Source organism: Spirosoma sp. (genome assembly GCF_048594605.1).
Classification (GTDB): Bacteria; Bacteroidota; Bacteroidia; order Cytophagales; family Spirosomataceae; genus Spirosoma.
Map to the genome: position 1 here is coordinate 1 of NZ_JBMDWV010000226.1, position 16,251 is coordinate 16,251.

Annotated in this window: 14 protein-coding genes; all 14 read right to left on the minus strand. The window is 49.8% G+C overall.

Annotation, left to right across the window (positions count from 1 at the left end; all coding sequences use genetic code 11):
• The coding region (locus ACOJS8_RS14460) for an endo-1,4-beta-xylanase (RefSeq protein WP_420149253.1) at positions 1-265 on the minus strand (265 nt) is incomplete at its 3' end.
• A 158-nt stretch (positions 266-423) separates the two neighbouring features.
• Positions 424-1,491, minus strand: coding sequence for a glycoside hydrolase family 43 protein (locus ACOJS8_RS14465; protein ID WP_420149254.1), 1,068 nt, complete (start codon positions 1,489-1,491; stop codon positions 424-426).
• Between the two features lie 77 nt (positions 1,492-1,568).
• Positions 1,569-2,666, minus strand: coding sequence for an endo-1,4-beta-xylanase (locus ACOJS8_RS14470; RefSeq protein ID WP_420149255.1), 1,098 nt, complete (start codon positions 2,664-2,666; stop codon positions 1,569-1,571).
• Between the two features lie 181 nt (positions 2,667-2,847).
• Entirely contained in the window at positions 2,848-3,183 is a 336-nt protein-coding gene (locus ACOJS8_RS14475; protein ID WP_420149256.1) for a hypothetical protein, read from the minus strand.
• Positions 3,184-3,210: 27 nt separating this feature from the next.
• Positions 3,211-5,100: an alpha/beta hydrolase-fold protein gene (locus tag ACOJS8_RS14480; RefSeq protein WP_420149266.1), complete on the minus strand. Its 1,890-nt coding sequence runs from the start codon at positions 5,098-5,100 to the stop codon at positions 3,211-3,213.
• A gap of 114 nt (positions 5,101-5,214) precedes the next feature.
• Positions 5,215-6,333, minus strand: coding sequence for an alpha/beta hydrolase-fold protein (locus tag ACOJS8_RS14485; RefSeq protein WP_420149257.1), 1,119 nt, complete (start codon positions 6,331-6,333; stop codon positions 5,215-5,217).
• Between the two features lie 113 nt (positions 6,334-6,446).
• The gene (locus tag ACOJS8_RS14490) at positions 6,447-7,526 is read right to left on the minus strand and encodes an alpha/beta hydrolase (protein WP_420149258.1); all 1,080 of its coding nucleotides are present in this window, start codon (positions 7,524-7,526) and stop codon (positions 6,447-6,449) included.
• A gap of 13 nt (positions 7,527-7,539) precedes the next feature.
• Positions 7,540-8,700 carry an alpha/beta hydrolase-fold protein gene (locus tag ACOJS8_RS14495; protein ID WP_420149259.1) on the minus strand — a complete coding sequence of 387 codons (1,161 nt, stop codon included), beginning with the start codon at positions 8,698-8,700 and terminating at the stop codon, positions 7,540-7,542.
• Between the two features lie 105 nt (positions 8,701-8,805).
• Complete coding sequence (locus ACOJS8_RS14500) at positions 8,806-9,657, minus strand: sialate O-acetylesterase (protein WP_420149260.1); 852 nt, start codon at positions 9,655-9,657, stop codon at positions 8,806-8,808.
• A complete protein-coding gene (locus ACOJS8_RS14505; protein ID WP_420149261.1) occupies positions 9,650-11,224 on the minus strand; it encodes a glycoside hydrolase 43 family protein in 1,575 nt (524 codons plus the stop codon). The genes ACOJS8_RS14500 and ACOJS8_RS14505 overlap by 8 nt, the downstream gene beginning before the upstream one ends.
• 9 nt (positions 11,225-11,233) lie before the next feature.
• A complete protein-coding gene (locus tag ACOJS8_RS14510; protein WP_420149262.1) occupies positions 11,234-11,755 on the minus strand; it encodes a VOC family protein in 522 nt (173 codons plus the stop codon).
• 155 nt (positions 11,756-11,910) lie between these two features.
• Positions 11,911-14,190 (minus strand): beta-L-arabinofuranosidase domain-containing protein, encoded by a 2,280-nt coding sequence (locus tag ACOJS8_RS14515; protein ID WP_420149263.1) that lies wholly within the window; start codon positions 14,188-14,190, stop codon positions 11,911-11,913.
• Positions 14,191-14,192: 2 nt separating this feature from the next.
• The gene (locus ACOJS8_RS14520; protein ID WP_420149264.1) at positions 14,193-15,872 is read right to left on the minus strand and encodes a glycoside hydrolase family 43 protein; all 1,680 of its coding nucleotides are present in this window, start codon (positions 15,870-15,872) and stop codon (positions 14,193-14,195) included.
• A 63-nt stretch (positions 15,873-15,935) separates the two neighbouring features.
• Positions 15,936-16,251: glycoside hydrolase family 95-like protein (locus ACOJS8_RS14525; protein ID WP_420149265.1), on the minus strand; the 316-nt coding region annotated here is incomplete at its 5' end.

Consider the following 16,251-nt stretch of genomic DNA (forward strand, 5'->3'; position numbering starts at 1 on the left):
GGGCAAACTCGGCAATAGCATCGGCATCTTTCCAGTTGTAGCGGTCCTCCTCCGGGTGAATAGGCCCCATTTTCATGGCGTTTTCGGGCGTCATGCTGTTGAATTGGGCTTTGATCAACTCTGCGTCCGGTCCCGGCTGGATCATGCGCGGGTTGACGGCCACGCCAATCGGAAAGTAATTCTTGTAATAATCTTTCAGCCCTTTCTCCGGCGCAACGAACGCGACCGACAAGGCTATAAGGGAATACGGGATTAGCTTTTTCATGAGATTGAGTTTCTTTTTGACAGGATTAACAGCCGGGCCGCCGGGCGGATTAACAGAATGTATTCAATTGAAGAAGCAACGCTGTAAACTTGTCCGTCAACTTTGCAGAATTAATGTGATTTGTCGAAGCAAAAAATCATGTTAATCCTGTCAAACAATTATTTATATGCGTCAATCGTTTTGATCGTCCCATCCGCATTGTGCGTCAGTTCCGTCACTTTTACGTTGCGGAGGTGCGTTTTGCCGGATAGCTGCACATCGTGGTAAAACAGGTACCACTTGTCACCTACTTGCACAATGGAATGGTGATTCGTCCAGCCGAGAACAGGTTTGAGCAGAATGCCCTGGTACGTGAACGGCCCATACGGATTATCGCCGATAGCGTAGCAGAGGTTGTGCGTATCGCCGGTGGAGTACGAGAAATAATATTTGCCTTTGTATTTGTGCAGCCAGGCCGCTTCAAAAAACCGTTTGTCGTTATCTTTTTCCAGAAACGGTTTGCCCGCCTTGTCCAGCAACTCTACCTCTCGAACAGGCTCGGCGAAAGACTTCATGTCGGCGCTTAGTCGGGCAACGCGGGGCAGGTAAGCCACCTGATCTTTCTGCTTCAACGCGCCTTTCGGGTTATATTGATTCTTGTCCCATCGCTGCAACTGACCGCCCCAGATGCCACCGAAATACAGATACGCTTTACCGTCGGTATCCTGATAGACGGTGGGGTCGATGCTGTAGCTACCTTTGATGGGCGCGGGTTCAGGCTTAAATGGTCCCGTTGGGCTTTTGCTGGTCGCTACGCCGATGCGGAACACATCCTGCTTGTCTTTGACTGGAAAATAAAGGTAATACGTGCCGTTCTTATACGTAGCATCAGGCGCCCACAGCTGACGCCCCGCCCAGGGTATATCCTTAAGATCGAGGGCGACGCCGTTGTCTTTCACCGGCCCCCCGATCTTATCCATCGATAGCACGTGGTAGTCGCGCATGGCAAAGTGGCCGCCTTCGTCATCCTCCTTCACATTCTTCGCATCAATATCGTGCGAGGGATAGATGTAAATTTTACCATTAAAAACGCGGGCCGAGGGGTCAGCGGTGTAGATGTGCGATACCAGCGGCTTATCCTTTGGGTTTTTGCCCCCGTTGGTTTGTGCGAGTGTGGTCAGTGAGCAGCCAGCCAGAGCGGCCAAAGCCAGAGTTGTGTAAATGCGTTGCATCCGATTTTGATTCATATACGGTTAAAAAATACTATCCAGCGTAATCGCCTAAACGCTTGTCTACTAGGCTAGTAAACATAGTGATTGCGACCTCACTTTGTCAGCGCGATAACTTTTTCGAAAGCGGGTTTGGGTTGATTGTTGCGGTCGAACAGCAGCGGGTAGCTCGTTCGCCCCCGGACTGGCCAGTTGTTCAGCCAGCTGTCACCATCGTTGACGCCCCAGAACGTAACCCGGCTGATCTTATCCTTATGTTTCAGAAACAGCTTGAACAAGGCTTCGTAATCGACAGCTAATTGCTGCTGTACGCTATCGGGCAGCCCCGAAGCATATGGATTTGACTGCTCATTGGCGACCATACGCTGCCCTACGTCGGCACCCTGAAAATTGCGGGGTAGCACTTCAATATCCAGTTCGGTGAACATGACTTTTAGCCCAAGTGCCGCGTACTGAAGAATGCTTTCTTCAATATCTTTCAGGGGCAGTCTACCTGCGTGCCAGTGGCCCTGAATCCCAACACCGTCAATCCGTACGTTGGCCGCCTGTATTTTCTTAATCACAGCAATGCAACCGGCGCGCTTGGCGGGCTGTTCGTTGTTGTAATCGTTGTAGTACAGCTCCGATTTGGGCGAAGCCCGCTGCGCCAGCCGAAACGCTTCCGTGATGTAATCGTCGCCGAGGTATTGCAGAAAAACCGACTTCCGCAACGTACCATCCTCGTTGAGCGCTTCGTTGACGACATCCCAGGAAAACACCTTTCCGTCGTAGCGCCCGGCGACGGTTTTGATATGATTGGTGAAAAACGTACGGATCGAATCCTGGCTATGAATTCCCCGGATAAAGAAGGGTAATTGGCTGTGCCAGACCAGCGTATGCCCGTTGATTTTGATGTTGTGCTTCCGGCCAAATTCCACCAGTTTGTCCGCCATCTCAAAGTTGTATTTGTCCCAACCCGGATGGATCAGCCCGGCTTTCATGATGTTTTCGGGCGTGGCCGCGCTGAACTGACGCACGATAAACGCCGTGGTCTGCGGGTCCCGTTCCTCAATCTGGGTGTTGTTGAGCGCGGTACCGATCAGAAAGTCTTTTTTAAATTTATCCTTCAGCGAAGGGATCGTCTGGGCCAGAGCGATACCCTGCTCCGTATTGACGTTAGCCAGCAACAAGAGCGCCGTACTAAGGGACATCATGGATTTGTTTGATAGCATAACGTAATGCTTTTAGGTTGAGCTAATTCTTTACAGTGAAGTATTTAAACAGGCGTATTTTTTATCATCCCGACAAAAACGCTGGTAAAACAAACCTTAAACTGATTCGACAGAAGCCCCACTTAACCGGCTATTTTTTGCGCGGTTAAATGGGGCCGTTTACTCACTGCTTGGCAAGCTTCATCTCACCACGCTCACTTTTAACAACTAATTCTTTGTCAGAAATTAACTCGCCGGTGTAGCTCATTTTACGGTCGTTGAAGGAGATACTGTACGAAATCTTCTTGCCATCGACAGTACCTTCCTGTATGGGCGATTCGCCAAATTGGGTTTTCCAGGTGCCTGTCAATTTGTTACCTTCTACCTTAAAAGTATAGTTTACCTCAAACGTGCCGTTTGGTGTTTCACGGCTGCCTTTCCAATTGCCATCAATTGGGTTCTGAGCTAATGCAGCAAGGCTGACAATTGCCAGAAATAAAGAAAAAAGTAACGTTTTCATGGTAAAATCGGGGGTTTAGTAAAACGTTTATTTAAAAAGTAATTGTGAAAACGCGAACAGATCATGTCGCCAGACGGGCCAGGTATGTCCACCGGCATATTCGCTGTAACTGTATTTGATACCCATCTCGTCGAATTTTTTCATCATGATCTGGCAGTTCTGATAAGCAATATCCTCTTTGCCTCCCATCGAGATCCATAGGTTTTTCAGATTATTGTTGATGGTGCTGGCATTGGTTTTCATGAACTCGTATTGCGGATCAGACAACTTGGGGTTATTGGCAAACCAGCCAGAACTAAAGACACCGAGCGACGAAAACAGATTGTTGTTTTTTATACCTGCGTACAACGTCTGCAAACCGCCCATCGACAGTCCTGCCAACGCCCGGTTTTTTGCATCGGTCTCTACCCGAAAATTACTTTCCACAAAGGGAATAGCGCCTTGTTTAAGTTCATTCTCGAAGGCTCGCAGTACGTTCTCGTTGAATCCAGCCAGCCCTGCGTTGCTCACGTTGCCATCGAGCATCACAATCACCATGGGTTTAGCCTTTCCCTCGGCAATCAGATTGTCAAGAATCCAGTTGGTTTTACCCTGAGCGGCCCATCCTCGCTGATCTTCACCCCCACCATGCAGCAGATACAACACCGGGTATTTTTCGCCAGACTTGTCATATGCCGGTGGGGTATATACGTACATTTCCCGCCAAGTGTTCGACGCCTTCGACAGATACCGTTCGATGCGGATGTCGCCGTGTGGTACGTCCTTCATCGCGTAGTAGGCACCGTCTTTGTCCGGAATTTCAATGCCACTAGCCATGCGCCCCATGCCGTAGAAGGATTCGCTGGCTGGGTCGGCTACGGGCAGGCCGTCAACCAGTAGCGAGTAATAATGAAAACCACGACTAATCGAATCGGTCGTTACGTTCCAGAACCCGGCAGTATCTTTCACCATATCGTACTTCTTGCCGAGGTCAATCTGTACTTTCTGCGCATCGGGCGCTTTAACCCGAAATACGACACGATTGTCCGGTAAAATCTGAGGATATTTGGCAGATCGGATATTCGTAGACGCTGGCGATCCTAAAACCGTGTACTTTGTCAACGTGGACGTATCGACCGGCTTGAACAGAAACTGCGAGAACATATACAAGCCATTTTTCCATACCTTAAAATCGTGTACGCCCGGTTCAACGTAGTAAATGTGCGGTACGTTATTTTGGTAGAGATAGTCGTGGGTGCGTTTGCTGAACGTAATAAGCCCATCGTTATCCCCGCATGAAATCCAGAGCAGCCTGAGTTTCTTTCTGGCTTCTTCCGGATTCGGCACCAGTTCCTGAGGAGGTTTTGTGTTGGGCGCTGACGAGAATCCACCAACCCATGCAAACTTGTCGAGATTACCCAGACCAAAATTCAGCGATTGCCCACCCCCCATCGACAGCCCGGCAATGGCACGATTCTCCCGATCTTTCAGGACCGAATATTTCTTTTCAATGAACGGGATCAGGTCGTTCAGCAAATCTTTCTCGAACGTAGCAAACGCTTCGACCTTGTCTTTGTCGAAAACGTTGCCAACCGCCCGGTCGTCTTTCATGGCGCGTCCGTTTGGCATGACTACAATCATCGGCTGGAGCTTCTTTTCCGCGTACAGATTATCCAGAATGACCTGCGGTGTGCCGCCCCGAAGCCATTCTTTCTCGTCGCCACCAATGCCGTGGAGCAGATACAGCACCGGATATTTCGTCTTTTTGTTGTAGCCCGGTGGGGTATAAATCAACGCTTTTCGGGTGGTACCCACGGTTTTCGATTCATACTGAACCGAATCCAGTTTGCCCGCAGCAATCCCCGTCCGGACCTGATCGAAACCTTTAGGCGCTTCTTTTTCAATGGTCTGCGCGTAAGCCATTCCCGCCACTGACATAGCCAGGGCTACACATAAATTCTTCAGCAATGAACTGTCTCTCATATAAGTGAAAGGTTGATTGTCGTTTTTTGACAGGATCAATAGAATTTATCTATCGACCTAAAAACCTGTTTACTTAAACAACAGTGGAGCCATCTCGTGCAGGCTACGACGCCAGGTCTGAAACTCGTGCCCTGTTTTATCAGACACATACGAAACCGCATTGTATCCGGCTGCTTTCAGGTCTGTAGCCGACTTATTGACGCCATCAGGCCTTTCCTTGCTGCCACAGCTCAGAAAAACAAGCTTCGGTTTTGCCTTGTCCTTAAGGTCGTCGGGTGCATAAACACCGCCACTGAGCAGACCATAATACCCGAAAACCTCCGGCTTATTGAGCGTAATTGTTTTTGTTTCCATACCGCCCATCGACAGCCCCGCCATCGCCCGATTGTCTCGATTCGCCATTGTACGGAAATTGGCGTCTACGTATGGAATCAGTTCTTCCGTGAGCACCGTTTGGAAAGGCTCAATTTTGAAGCTCCGTATTCCGCCAAATTTCACTTCGTTGGTCATGCCATAGGTCATCACAATAATGAAAGGTTTGACTTTCCCTTCAGCGATCATATTGTCCATAATCAGGTTCGCGTGCCCCTGATTGCTCCAGGCCGTTTCGTCTTCGCCCCAGCCATGTTGAAGATAGAGCACCGGATATTTCTTTGATTTCTCTTTCTCGTAGCCCGGCGGGGTATACACAAAGGCCCGGCGGGACGTATTGGTGCTTTTGGAAGGGAACAGGATCTGCTGCACATTGCCGTGCGGCACCTCCTTCAGCGCGTAAAAATCCTGATCGTGGGCCGGGATTTCGATTCCACTCTCCCACCGGACAGAACCATAATAATTCAATGCGCCAGGGTCGTTGAATTTGCCTCCATCAATCGTTACGTTGTAATAGTGAAACCCTTCATCCATCGGTCCGGCCGTGGTGCCCGTCCAGAAGCCGTCTTCTCCTTTGGTGAGGATGGTCCCGCCTTTTCCTCCTAATCCTAAGCTCACCCGAACACTATCGGCTCTGGGCGCTTTTATGCGGAAGCGGGCATATCCCTGAGAGTTCACCTGCGGATACTCCTGCCCTGGCTGGTTCAACGTGGAGGGTTTAAAATCTTCAGCAACTGCCGATTGGCTAGCCTGCGAAAAACAGGCTGCACTGGCTACTGCCACGGCAAACAAAGTAGCTAACGAGTTACGAATCATGAATTTGTTGGTTTAAGGAATAATGATAAAAGTTACTGAGTCTTGTTTGTCATCCCAACGACAGGAGGGATGACAAAAGGCGCTGATAAGTCGTATTGCCTGGCGATCAATCCTCATTTAAAAATCTCCTGTAACGTAGTGGCCAGGTACTGCTTGCAGTTCATCCAGGTATGACCACCGGGAACGATGTAGCTTTTTGTCTTAATTTTCTTCTCTTCGAACATGGCGATGTTTTTTTTCACCGGCTCGTACAGAAAATCCTCGGTGCCTACGCTAATGGTGAATAATTTCAACTGACTGTTGATCTTGTTCGCGTCGGGCGACCAGTTGGCAAAGTTTTTCTGGAATTCTTCGGTGGCTGTGTACGGCGCGTACGAACAGATGTAGGCAAACTTATCGGTGTTGGTCAGGCCGATGTTCAGCGTTTGCCCACCGCCCACCGAAAACCCGGCCACCGCCCGGTTTTTGCTATCTTTCAGAACCGGGTAGTTGGCCTCCACGAACGGAACGATGTCATTTACCATGTCTTTGGTAAAGTCCGGCATGGGTGCGGGACGTACATTACCGTACGGCATCACAATCAACATGGGTTTGGCTTTGCCCTGTGCAATCAGATTATCAGCAATCAGGTTGGCACGACCTACTTTAGTCCAGGTTTCTTCAGTGTCTGATCCGCCATGAATCAGATACAGCACCGGGTATTTGGTTTTGCCGTTGGGGTCGAAGCCGGGTGGCGTGTACACCAGCAATTGACGCGTAGTGCCCAGCGTGCCGGATTTGTAGTACCGATAGCTGATCTTCCCGTGTGGTACGTTCTGGAGCGAATGAACCAGCGGCTGATTCCCCGGTATGTCGACAATGCTACGTTTGAAGCGCTCGTTGGCGAAGATGTACGCATTGTTCGGATCGGCAATTTGGACACTATCGACGGTGAAGCTGTATGGATAAATATCGGGCTTGACGGGCGGAACCGTTACGCTCCAGATGCCGGACGTATCTTTGGCCATGGCAACGGGCGCTTTCAGAAACTCACCACTCACCATTACCTTATTAGCTTTTTTCGAGTAATACCGGAACGTAACGCTGTGGTCGGGGTGCACGTCTGGCGAGCTGATGGATGGGGGTCGTTGCTGAGCGATAACCGTCACCGACAAAAACAGCAGAGCTGGGAATAAATAGAGAATGCGTTTCATATGGGTAGACCGGTTAGCGGAAGAGTAAAGGCGTGGTTTCGGCAACGTAGTGCTTGACATTCATCCAGGTGTGGCCACCGTCGGTGATGAGGCTTTTGTAGTTCACCTGCTTCGCCTTCAGGTAATCCATAAATTCGACAGTGCCCTTGTACAGAAAATCGTCGCTCCCCACGCTCACCCAGAGTAATTTCAACTGTTTGTTGGTGTCGTTGGGCTTGCCGGCAATCTGCGGAAAGCTCTTCTCCATTTCCTGGGGCGACAGATACGAACTGTAGGCACACACCCACGCAAACCTGTCCATGTTGCCAAAAGCCGTTCGCAAGGTTTGCCCGCCCCCGCGCGAAAATCCACCGATAGCCCGGCTATCGCGGTTGGGTATGGCCCGGTATGCCTTCTCTGTGTAGGGAATAACGTTACGTACCAGATCGGTTGCGAAATCATTGGCCCGTTTAACCGCATCGTCGCCATCGCGAACGGTCGGATCGGCGGGTTTAGTACCACCCTTTTGCTCAGCGATGCGGGCAGCAATGTTTCCGTACGGCATAACAACAATCATCGGTTTCGCTTTTCCTTCGGCAATCAGGTTGTCCAGAATCCAGTTAGTTTTGCCCACTTTGAAGAAGGTTTCTTCGGTGTCGGTCGTGCCGCTGATGAGGTAATAAACCGGGTACTTCTGCGACGCATTTTTATCGTATCCCGGTGGAGTGTACACGACCAGCGAGCCGGTAGTTCCTTCAATGGAAGGGTAATATTCGTAGTTGACCGAGCCGTGCGGTACGTCTCTCAGGGCGTGGATCAGGGGCGTATCGCCGGGGATGTCGACCAGACTGGCTTTAAAACGCTCGTTCGGAAAAAACGCTACGTTGGCCGGGTCCATGACCGTTACACCATCGACCTGAAAGCTGTACGGGTAAATATCAGGTTTGATAGGGCTGGTTGTTACGCTCCAGATTCCCTGAGCGTCTTTAGTCATGGCAACGGGCGCTTTTTCAAACTGTGCACTCAGCCTGACCTCTTTGGCCTGTGGAGCCAGGTAGCGGAATGTAACGGATTTGTCGGCGTTCACCTGGGGCGACACGACCAATGGACCACGGGGTGGCTGAGCCAGCGTCAGCCTACTTAGGCACAATAGTGCCCAACCTAATAGCAAACGGACGGTAAAAGGTTGATACATAGTTAGGAAAGTCTAGGAATTACGGGTTAAGTTGTTGGACCTTACAGCAATGGTGAAAGCCGGAAAGATTTAATTGACAACGCGTTGTTTGTTAGCGATTTGCCTTTATTCAGACGCCCTGGGTTCGTGCCCCAGCAACGACAGCATTTGCATAGCGTAGCGTTTTCCCAGTTCCCGATAACCAGCAGCATTGAAGTGCAGATTATCAGCTGAGTCGGTGCAGCCAGCCGACGAAATCACGTGCGCATTTTTGATCGTCTGGGGGAGCGTAGCAATGATTTTATTCATGCTGGCGCAAATACCTCCCTGATCGGCATTAACCGTTTCCCCGGCCAGCAATGGCACTTTTCGAGGTTTCAGATTCAGGTCGTTCATCAGGTTGTCGTACACGACTTTCACTTTTTGCGTCCACAGTGTATCGCCCGTATTCGACTCACCCTGATGCAGGAGAATGCCTTTGATGACCCCATCTTTCTGCGCCAGTTTCGCCATCTCAACCAGTCGGGCGTACGGATTACCGTCGTATTGGTTAATGAAATTTTTCATCCATCCCGGTACCGTCGTCACGTACGATTCGTAGTGATCTTTGTCGAACAACTCGATTTTACAGCCGCCTATGGCCACATTGATAACGCCTACCCGTACTTTTTCGGGGAGATTCGCCACCAGTTCCCGGCCAAAATAATCGGCCGGGGTAAGACCTGTTTTACAGCGGCACAAAGGCGGAACGGCGGTGTACCAGTTTCCTTTTGTCCGATTGAGCGATGGGCAATCAACTGCTTCCATCACCTGAAAACGGCTGGTCACGTTAACCGTATCCTGCGGCTCAATTTTGGCGTTTCCCTCCATGTTCGACTGTCCAAGACAGAGGAAAATGTAGAAATTTTTGTCCTGCGCCCTCGCAGAGAAGACCAGGCAAAACAAGAACGTAGTAAGTAGTAAGGTTAACTTATTCATGCTGTATCGTATCGCTTATGTGGAAGTAATCAAAATCAGCGTAGCCACCCAGTTCTTTGGTAGCGTAGTTGAACAAACCAAACCGATAGCCCATAAAATGCGGAATGGTATACGGCATCTTCAGCGCTTCGCCAATCGGTGTCCAGGATTTCTTATCCAGGCTGTAAAAGAAATGTGCGATGTCGGCCCGGTCGTTGAAGTTGCATTCTGCTTTCAGGTAAACCGTTTTTTGTGTTAGCGAAACGCGTTGCGTCTCAACCGGTTTGCCCGAAGCGGCACTCACCATGACGATGAAGTTTTGACCATTCTCCCGCTTCACACCGACCAAGCCATAATTCTTCTGCAAAAGGCTCAATCCCGCAAAATCACCATCTTTCAGATTCGCTACGTCGACAGCAGTCGACCCAGTACATTCCGGACCAATTGTACGCTGCGTCAGTGTATTCCGGGCCATTACAAATGACGTATCGGTTCGTCCGGTTTTCAGCCGCAGGTAGCCTTTCCGGTCACTGATCGACCAGAGTCTGTTGTCGGGATTGTGGTTCCACTGCCATACCAGCGGCAAGGCCGGTTCGCCTTTCTTACGGGTAAATTCGTCGGAGGATACAAGGCCGGGTATCAATCCTTTACTGGCAGGCAGGTCAAGCGTTTGGGGCACTTTACCATCGACACCCAACATGGGCCACCCTGCCTCCCATTTTACCGGAACCAGATAGGGAATACGTCCCACGCCACCGAAATCACGGAACAGATACGCGTACCATTTGCCGTCGGGCGTATCGATGAGTCCGCCCTGCGCTACGCCCAAATCCTGCAGGGCGACCTTTCCTTCCCAGGGGCCCGTCAGTTTATCGGCCCGATGAATCACTACGGTGCGCATGCCCCCACGTGGCCAGGTAATGTTGAATAGGTAATATTTTCCGTTAACCTTGAAGAGTTGAGATCCTTCGGCGGGTAAGCCACCACCCGTTCCCGACGGCGCACTGGCGTTTTCAATAAGTAGCTGCTCCGCAGTGCCCAGTTTTACGCCGGAGGCATCGGCCGTTAGTTCGACCAGCCGCAGCTTACCAGCCCCATAAATCAGATATACCCGACCATCGTCATCAAAAAACAGGGTGTGGTCGTGGTAGGAGGGTTTAAATGAAATTTCTTTCCAGGGTCCTTTTTCGATATTTTTTGTGGTGTAGGTATAGGTTTTACCAGTGGTCTGGGCAAACGTAGTAACGTAGTACGTGCCGTTGTGGTAACGTAAACTACTGGCCCATGAACCCCGACCGTAGGTACTTTTTCCGTTCGTCAGGTTCAGCGCATCGACATTTGCCAGCGTATCGTAGGCATACCCGACCAACTGCCAGTTTACCAGATCGTTCGATTTCATAATCGGCAGCCCCGGACTCAGATGCATGGTCGTACTACTCATGTAATACGTAGCGCCCACCCGAATCATAGCCATATCGGGAACGTCGGCAAAGATCACCGGATTTTTAGCCGTTTGTGCCACTGTGGCTACGTGTCCCAGCGTCAACCCAATAACCAGCAGACCGTATCGAAACATCCTGTTTTTCATAGGTCAGATTTATTGAAGCGGTCCGATTAGCTCAATGAACGTACCATCGGGGTCCTGAACGAAGACAAAGTGCGTTTTATCAGTTAGGGGTGTTGGCGTATTTCCCAGAAATGGCACCTTCATGCGGGTCAGTCGGTCGATGATGGGCTGAAGGGCTTTGACGTTGATAGTAATATACTGCATACCCGTATCGTCCTGAATAAATTTGGACTTGGGATACGGAGCTTTTTTGCCAAAGCTCATTAGTTTCCAGTCGGTGGCTTCGGGGCTGTTTTCGAGTTTCAGGATAGTGACTTCCACCGGCACCCCGTTCGTCAGGCCCGAGCGTTTGCCAAAATCATCATTGATCCTGAAACTACCTGTTTTGACCATACCGATGCCATTCACGTAAAAGTCCAGCGAGCGTTCCAGATCCGCCACGACCACCCCTACCCCAATGACTTTACTGGTAAAGCTGGATTGAGCCAGAGCGACGTGATCCGTCAGAAAAACGGTACTAAAAAGGGAAACTATCAGTATCAATTTTTTCATGGAGGGTAGTCATATTAGGCTTTTTAATGTTTATATCACTCTTCCATCAGTTGCACCAGGGCAGCTTGACCTACTACCGATCAACAATAGTGTTAATCTGACACTTTTAAATTTACAAAACAGTTCTCCTTTTTCGCTTATCTTGGATAAATCAATTAGTGGTCGTTTAAAAGTCTAATTTGAGAAAACCGAGGAGTGTTTTTACCGTTTTGCGCTATTATTTTCAGCGTAATAACCTCATCATCAACCGCTTTTAGTCGAATAATTTTGCCGTCGCTGGCAATTATTTCAGCAGGTTTGTCATTAAGGAGAAAGCTAACATCACCAGCCTTTATGCTATCTAAAGCACTGATGACAAGAAATTTACCCACCCGATTCCGGTTCTGTAGCTGATACGAAATAAATGAACGTGTATTGCGCCAGAAACGCTCATCGTCGTAGCCAGACTGCGTTTTTTCGCCTTTAAACGCGTGATCGACTTCGGGTTGCTGTTCACCACAATTAACCTTGTCTACTGTTCTGGCTTCCAGGGCCAGAGCTTCAGCCTCCTGTTGTTTTAGTTTGGCTTTCTGTTCGTCGAAAGACGTCTGCGAAAATGTCTGGAAATACATCTGATACCGAGCGTCGTGTATTTCGTAAAAGGGTTGCAGCGTCAGCGAATCCAGGCTAAACGTTAGATTTCCAACGGGCTTTATGCGGGAAATGTACTGGTCTGCATTGCCAACGAGCGCATACGCACTGGTAACTGGATACAACTTGCCTTTTGTTTCATGGCCCATGCGGCTATCATCGGCGAAAAGCCCCACCAGATCGTCTGTAGAGGTTTTGGCGGCCAGCACGATAGGCCCGTGCACAAAAGCAGCCCAGTTAGAGCCATCAGGCAAATACTCCAGATGCGTAGCTGTTTGGAATCGCACAGTAATCACATCAGCCTTCTGCCATTTTCGGTTGATAGACACGTATTCCGAAGGCTTCCCGTCAATTTTCTGCGCCTTGCCATTGACGAGAATCTCCAGCTTTTCAGCCCACTTCGGGTATCGGATATTTACGGCAAAGGTCTGCGGTTTTGTCAGTTGCAGAGCCAGTCCCGATTCGTTTTTGTACGGGAACGTAGTGTTTTGGGTAAGCTTGAGACCCTTTTCTTTCCAGTGCAACGTGGAAGGAATCAACAGATTGACAAACAGATCGTTGTCCGAATGGCTGTAGATCAGTTCGCCGTATTTGGTGTGGTTTTCCAGCCCCGATCCTACGCAGCACCACATACTGGTCTGGGGTTGTGAGTACACGCGATAGTGATTGGGCCGGATGGGTGTGAAATATACAAATCCGCCTTTTTGAGGATGCTGACTCGACAGAATGTGGTTGTAGAGTGCCCGCTCGTAGAAATCCAGGTAGGTCGGATCGGCTTTATCCAGAAATAAGGCTTTGCTCAGCCGAAGCATGTTGTAGGAATTGCAGGTTTCGGGACCCTGATTCGACTTCACCATCTGGCTAAAATCGTTTATGGGGTTGAAATGCTCACGCACACTGTTCCCACCAAATGCGACGCTACGTGTTCCAGACACGTTATGCCAGAAAAACTGAGCCGCATCAGACCAGTCAGTGTTACCCGTCAACGTAGCGATTTTTTCAAACCCAATCACTTTCGGAATCTGCGTATTGGCGTGAAGCCCCGTCAGCTTATCCTGTTTTTCCAGCAGCGAATTCAGTAACGACCGATGCGAAATTTTCTGCGCGGTTTCGAGGTATCTCTTGTTCTTGGTCAGGATATACAGATCGGCAAAGGTTTCGTTGATGCCACCATGTTCGGTACGTAGCACCTGCTGAATCTGTTCCTCTGATAGGGGTTTAATCAACTCGATAAACCAGTCGCCCAGACCAACCAACACCAGCTTGGCCTGCTGGTTTCCGGCATATTCGTAGGCGTCTCGTAAACCCGCAAAAAGCTTATGGATGTTGTACAGCGGCACCCACGTATTGTTCAGTCCGAAGCTACTGCCGTCAATATCGCCTTTGTGAATGCGTTCCCAGAATAGCTTTCCCTGCGGAATACCACCTACGTAGCCATTCCCGTTTTTCGCCTGACAACGGGCTAATTCAGTAACCATGTAGTCGAGCCGCTTTTTCAGTTCAGTATTGCCCGTCGAGGCATACATCATGGCTAAGGCCGACAGATAATGCCCACCAATGTGCCCATCTAAACCCGAGCTTTCCCAGTTGCCGTAGCGTTGCGCTTTCAGCGGCAAACCTGCGTCAATCAGGTATGGAGCCAGGAGTTTATCGGGGTCGAGTGCGAGTATGTACTTCAGGTCAACATCCTGCGCGTTCATAAAGGCGCCCCCTGTTAGCCGCACGTCCTGTAAAGCAAACGGCTGCATCTGCGCCCTCGCTGAAACGCCGAACAACAGAAGGGCTATAATACGTAGTACATTCATTTTCATTTATACATCGGATCTTCACCCTGGTACTTTAGAAACTGGAACGAAGCGGTGTTCGTACTCGGCTCTCCTGACGACGTAGCATACAGACCGTACACGCAACCAATAAACCCACCCGACACTTTGGTGCTCAGGTATTTGCCGTCCACTTTATCTTTCAGCAGGCTCCAGTTTTTCGCATCGGCTGATGTGTAAAAACTATACGTATCACCCTGCGACGTAATGCGCAAACTGACTTTTCCCGATTTCGAATCCAGCGGGGTTTCCGTTAGTAGTTCCATCGATTTCGACCGGGGAACTCCTTTGTAGAGTTGAAGTACATCCTTACCCTCCGACTGTGATTTGCATAGAAAATAGAAATGGCCCTCATCCTGCAAAATCACTAACCCGGCTTTTTCTTTATCTGATTTTGGCGTAAACGTCAGTTCGGTTTCAGCCGCGCTGTAGAGGTGTTGCTGGCGCTTCCCAATGAACGACGGATTTCCAAAATCCATCACGGTTTCGGGCTTCAGCTTGAGCGTCAGCCCCTGCTTCTTCGACAGGGAATACGAACTTTTATCATGCGTACGCATGAATAAAAATGACGGATCAAGCTCTTTATCAAAAGAAATGGTGTAGGCAAAATTTCCCGACTGAGGTAGCGCTCCCTTTTGCTTAACTTCTTTGTAATTGACGGGATAACGGTAGGCAATAGCTTTCTCGCCATGCTCGATCATCGGCCAGTCGTCTTTCCACGTCAAAGGTGCAATGAAGGTTTCGCGGCCTGTGTTGTAATAATCGCCTTCGTAAGGACGTACTGCCAGAAAAATCGAATACCATTTTCCGTCCGGGCCTTCCACAAATTGCGCGTGTCCCGCCGACGTAATAGCATCCTTCCGATCGGCAGGCAACTCCCGCTGGGTCAGGATTGGATTACCTTCGAACGGTACGTATGGTCCCCAGACATCCTTGCTACGTAGCACCACTTCGGAGTGATTGACCGACGTACCACCTTCAGCCGCATAGAGGTAGTACCAGCCGTTCCGTTTCAGAATGTGTGGTCCTTCAATCCAGACTGGTTTTTTCGATAAATCCACCCCGCCGTTAACCAGTTGTTTTTCTTCACCGATAACAGTCAGCTTCACTGGGTCAAATTCGTACATGCGGATGGTCCGGTGGCCTGAATACAAAGGCTTTCGGTCGGGGGCATCGCTGTTGTAAATGATGTAGGCTTTGTCGGTACTTTCGTCAAAATAGATGGATGGGTCGATGCCACGTACCTGCGGAATTTTAACAGGATTACTCCAGGGCCCGGCGGGATTTTTAGCTGTAACGACAAAGTTGCCGTCGTGATCAATGTCGGTACAGGTAACGTAGTAGATTCCTTTTGAATAACTAATACCCGGAGCGAAAAGACCGCGGGTCAGCCGTTCGCCCATAAAATCCATCTGTTCGGGCCGATCGATGACGTTGCCGATTTGCTTCCAGTTTTTAAGGTCTTTGCTGTGCATGATCGGCAGACCGGGGAAGTACGAAAACGTCGAGTTAACCAGGTAATAATCCGGCCCAACCTTCACGATGCTGGGGTCCGGATAAAAACCCGTCAGGATTGGGTTGACCAGCGTGGTTTGGGCCGAAGACACAACGCTCACGACCAGACTTAGTGTAGCCAAAAAAGCCGAGAAAAGGCGGTTTTTCATGAAGATACGTATTATGGAATCCCTTGTACTTGAAATTTTATTGTTTTTGCCAGCCTGATACCCCTACTCCATCACCATCGTGTACACCTTCCCTTTCTGTGTTGGCAGATCGTAGACCAGCGTTTCTTTCAGTGATAAAGGCGTTACGTTGCTCTGAGCCGATTTAATGGCTGCCGGCGTTTCTTCCACAGCATAAAACGGGTTCGCATTCGGTCCTGATGCCGGTTTCAACATACCACCGTTAGTCTTAACGGCATTAGGAACACGCAGACGCAGGTTACCACCCAGGTTCGACTTAACGGCTACTTTCGTGACCTTACCGTCTTTCCATTCCATACCCACGACCTCAAACCCACCGCGTGCCCGTAAGCCGCTGATG

Excerpts from the sequence above, each read along its gene's own strand:
- ACOJS8_RS14515 (WP_420149263.1), bottom strand. The coding sequence starts at position 14,190 with ATGAATGTACTACGTATTATAGCCCTTCTGTTGTTCGGCGTTTCAGCG.
- ACOJS8_RS14495 (WP_420149259.1), bottom strand. The coding sequence starts at position 8,700 with ATGTATCAACCTTTTACCGTCCGTTTGCTATTAGGTTGGGCACTATTG.
- ACOJS8_RS14475 (WP_420149256.1), bottom strand. The coding sequence starts at position 3,183 with ATGAAAACGTTACTTTTTTCTTTATTTCTGGCAATTGTCAGCCTTGCT.
- ACOJS8_RS14505 (WP_420149261.1), bottom strand. The coding sequence starts at position 11,224 with ATGAAAAACAGGATGTTTCGATACGGTCTGCTGGTTATTGGGTTGACG.
- ACOJS8_RS14480 (WP_420149266.1), bottom strand. The coding sequence starts at position 5,100 with ATGTCAGTGGCGGGAATGGCTTACGCGCAGACCATTGAAAAAGAAGCG.
- ACOJS8_RS14510 (WP_420149262.1), bottom strand. The coding sequence starts at position 11,755 with ATGAAAAAATTGATACTGATAGTTTCCCTTTTTAGTACCGTTTTTCTG.
- ACOJS8_RS14485 (WP_420149257.1), bottom strand. The coding sequence starts at position 6,333 with ATGATTCGTAACTCGTTAGCTACTTTGTTTGCCGTGGCAGTAGCCAGT.
- ACOJS8_RS14520 (WP_420149264.1), bottom strand. The coding sequence starts at position 15,872 with ATGAAAAACCGCCTTTTCTCGGCTTTTTTGGCTACACTAAGTCTGGTC.
- ACOJS8_RS14500 (WP_420149260.1), bottom strand. The coding sequence starts at position 9,657 with ATGAATAAGTTAACCTTACTACTTACTACGTTCTTGTTTTGCCTGGTC.
- ACOJS8_RS14465 (WP_420149254.1), bottom strand. The coding sequence starts at position 1,491 with ATGAATCAAAATCGGATGCAACGCATTTACACAACTCTGGCTTTGGCC.
- ACOJS8_RS14490 (WP_420149258.1), bottom strand. The coding sequence starts at position 7,526 with ATGAAACGCATTCTCTATTTATTCCCAGCTCTGCTGTTTTTGTCGGTG.
- ACOJS8_RS14470 (WP_420149255.1), bottom strand. The coding sequence starts at position 2,666 with ATGATGTCCCTTAGTACGGCGCTCTTGTTGCTGGCTAACGTCAATACG.